This is a genomic window from Bacillus sp. HMSC036E02, assembly GCF_001836235.1.
Lineage (GTDB): Bacteria > Bacillota > Bacilli > Bacillales > Bacillaceae_G > Bacillus_A > Bacillus_A cereus.
Window position 1 is genome coordinate 1 of record NZ_KV827852.1, and the last position, 2505, is coordinate 2505.

Genomic DNA, 2505 nt, shown 5'->3' on the forward strand with positions numbered 1-2505 from the left:
GAAACACAGAGATAAAACCCTGTGTTTTTATTTGATTATTGTTTTGGCATAATCCATACAATTTGTTGAATGCGTACAATATATGGCACCGTATCTTCAATGAGCAAATGATCTGGTTTCACATCCTTTAATTTCCCTCTTATATTTCCTCTTACAGTTTCAATAACCACATGTTTACCAATTACTGATTGTAATGTCTGATATACATAGGGATTAGGCACACTTACCATATTTTGTTTACTAAAGTCATTTCCCTCCAAATAACTCATTCTATAAGACTCCTTTCTAACTTGCATTCTTTCTACTAATATATGATATAAATCTTATAAATATGCTAGAAGGATAATTCATTATATGGACGGAAATAACATTTTAATAGGGTACGGTTTCTATTTCTACATTGCTAAAAAATTATTTATATAAAGTTACTTTTACTAGTTAATAGGAGATGATAAAGGGATATTTTGAATATACATCTAGGTTGTTCCTTTCTGGTTATGTATCATTTTAAATACGCCCTTTATTAGAATAGTGCTCATACTTTTTTTGAGATTCTTTCGTAATACGTGCGTTAAGTAAAATTGCTAACAATAAAAATACTCCATATTTTCCCCCTGTAGCTCCTATGATAATCACACTACTACAAACAAGTACAATTAATAGGATAAACGAAACTAAATAAATACGATCATAATTTTTTGACATCTTCTCGTATTTTATGCGTTTTTTCCTTGCATCCATTTTAATTCCTCCTTTATATGATCCATTTCACTCTCAGATAAATCTCGCCCTAAAAAAAGAAACAATCTATCGTTTTAAATAATTAGTTTGTTTTTTATCAACTAATTTATATAACGTAAAAAGAAATCCTACCAATATTAAGCTCTCCACCATGATAATCCCGACCCTCTCCTTCCTTTTAACCCCAACACATCAGATAAAAGTTATTTATATCCCATATTGGCTGCAACAAACAAAAAGGATCCCCCTTCTCTTAAAGGCCGATCCTTTTCTCCTTGTATGCAACTATTTTTACCTATTCTTGATTAATTAGAATAATAGCTGGTCCATCTACACGAATTCCACCAACTTCGATTTTTTCATAAGGCTCAACTGTAATAGAGATGATCCCTTCTCGCTTCTTTAATTCATTACTTAATTCTTTTGTTAACATTTTTTTCATGTGTGTACTCCTTCTTACTGCTTAATTTACTATTGGTATGTAAATAAAATTTAAATTGGTTTCCTGGTCTGGAAACCAATTTTTTGTAGTTGACCATATGGTGTTACCAGTTCGTTTATCAATTTTAAGTAAAGAAGATAAACAATTACTATTCACCGTCTCAGTAGATATAAGGCACTCTTAAAGATAGTGGTGAGATTGATTGTTTTTTCTTCTAGAAATAATGACTTAGATAGTATATTACCTAAAACAATGAAAGCCCTACCTCTCTTTCATCCTTACGGCTCCTCGTCCGTGCCAGTGTGAATCAGGATTGTAAAAATCAAGTGACTATTTAATCTAGTTATTTGATGAAACTTCAAACGTTCGTAAAAGAAATTTAAAAATAAAAATGGATTAGATTGAAGTAATAACAAAAGAGGTTCCTACTCTAAAAGTGAGTTGAAGAAATTGAATATCTTTGAAATACTTTCCTTTTAATAATCATCATATACCCAGAGAATTCAGGATATTTCCGAGGGATGTCATACAGTATTTATAATAAATCTCAACAGAAACTTTTTATTTGTTTTTCAGTGATTCCTTTAATTAATTCTAGCTCACTGACCAAAAATTTATATGCATCATCCAACAATTTTTTTTCGCTTGTATTCAGTGCTTTTTCCTTCTTTATACGGATTAAATCACGTATAACTTCAGCACCTTCTTGTATTTCACCCGTTTTTATTTTATCTGTGTTTACTTTATACCTTTGTTTCCAAGGCATTAATTCGCCTGATTCTCCATGCTGAAAAATGTGTATAATGCGCGTTAATGTAAGTATATCAATAACTGGGCGTATATTCGAACTCAATATTTTGCCTTTAGGAATCATGATTTGCATATTACTAATGGACATTTTTATGACATAATAAAGTTGCTTTTTCCCTGAGAACTCTTTTTCTTCTATGGCTTCAATTATACCTGCTCCGTGCATTGGATAAACAATGTTATCGCCAATTTGAAACATATAATCCACCTCCATATATGGTAACCTTCTCAAGCTTAACACATATGTTATTTTTTATCAAAAATTCAATAATATCATGAGTTTATTTTTGGTGTCAATAACTTTTTTCTTCGGAAGTTAAATTAAGGAAAACAGCCGCAAAATAATAGAGAGCGTTCTAGATTTCAAATAAAAGAAAAGGGAATTCCCACGCGTATATTCTGAAATCTCTACTCATTAACGTAGATCAGTTTTTCCTTGAAAACGGCCAAATCGATCCCGTATTTTTTTCAATCTTATATGATACTCCAAAATCTCAATTCTTGCTTTTTCT

General features: G+C 30.8%; 4 protein-coding genes and 1 pseudogene. All 5 read right to left on the bottom strand.

Translation table 11 applies throughout. From position 1 onward, the window contains the following. Positions 1 to 35 precede the first annotated feature (35 nt). Positions 36 to 269 carry a YuzF family protein gene (locus tag HMPREF2590_RS15765; RefSeq protein ID WP_000120818.1) on the bottom strand — a complete coding sequence of 78 codons (234 nt, stop codon included), beginning with the start codon at positions 267 to 269 and terminating at the stop codon, positions 36 to 38. Between the two features lie 238 nt (positions 270 to 507). After that, positions 508 to 741 (bottom strand): hypothetical protein, encoded by a 234-nt coding sequence (locus HMPREF2590_RS15770; RefSeq protein WP_000340044.1) that lies wholly within the window; start codon positions 739 to 741, stop codon positions 508 to 510. A gap of 295 nt (positions 742 to 1036) precedes the next feature. After that, a complete protein-coding gene (locus HMPREF2590_RS15775) occupies positions 1037 to 1183 on the bottom strand; it encodes a BC1881 family protein (protein WP_000738546.1) in 147 nt (48 codons plus the stop codon). A 547-nt stretch (positions 1184 to 1730) separates the two neighbouring features. After that, positions 1731 to 2192, bottom strand: a complete 462-nt coding sequence (locus tag HMPREF2590_RS15780; RefSeq protein WP_000486298.1) for a CarD family transcriptional regulator — start codon at positions 2190 to 2192, stop codon at positions 1731 to 1733. Between the two features lie 216 nt (positions 2193 to 2408). Further along, positions 2409 to 2505, bottom strand: a pseudogene (locus HMPREF2590_RS29105) (acyl-ACP desaturase); the annotation flags it as partial.

Coding starts and splice junctions, on each gene's coding strand:
- HMPREF2590_RS15765 (WP_000120818.1), bottom strand. CDS start 269: ATGAGTTATTTGGAGGGAAATGACTTTAGTAAACAAAATATGGTAAGT.
- HMPREF2590_RS15770 (WP_000340044.1), bottom strand. CDS start 741: ATGGATGCAAGGAAAAAACGCATAAAATACGAGAAGATGTCAAAAAAT.
- HMPREF2590_RS15775 (WP_000738546.1), bottom strand. CDS start 1,183: ATGAAAAAAATGTTAACAAAAGAATTAAGTAATGAATTAAAGAAGCGA.
- HMPREF2590_RS15780 (WP_000486298.1), bottom strand. CDS start 2,192: ATGTTTCAAATTGGCGATAACATTGTTTATCCAATGCACGGAGCAGGT.